The organism is Oceanivirga salmonicida (assembly GCF_001517915.1).
Lineage (GTDB): Bacteria > Fusobacteriota > Fusobacteriia > Fusobacteriales > Leptotrichiaceae > Oceanivirga > Oceanivirga salmonicida.
In genome coordinates this window covers 1-224 of sequence record NZ_LOQI01000240.1, presented here as the reverse complement: position 1 = coordinate 224, position 224 = coordinate 1, and the positions used below count along the sequence as shown (strand labels likewise).

The window sequence follows — 224 nt, the reverse complement described above, 5'->3', positions numbered from 1 at the left end:
ATTTAAAAATTTAAAAGAAAGTATTGATGCATTTGCACCTGATATTAATCTTTTCTATAATTACGATATTAATAATAAGAAAAATGATTATGGAATTACAATTTCTAAAACAATTCCATTAGCAGACTCAAGATATGTAGATGCTAAATTATCACAAGATAATATTGAATTAAGAAAAATTAGTGAAAATGAAGAATTTGCAAGATATGCTATGTTAAAAAAGG

The 224-nt window shown here is 22.3% G+C and carries 1 protein-coding gene; it reads left to right on the top strand.

Annotated features, from left to right (window positions below):
• Window positions 1–224: hypothetical protein (locus AWT72_RS09955; protein WP_197407696.1), on the top strand; the 224-nt coding region annotated here is incomplete at both ends.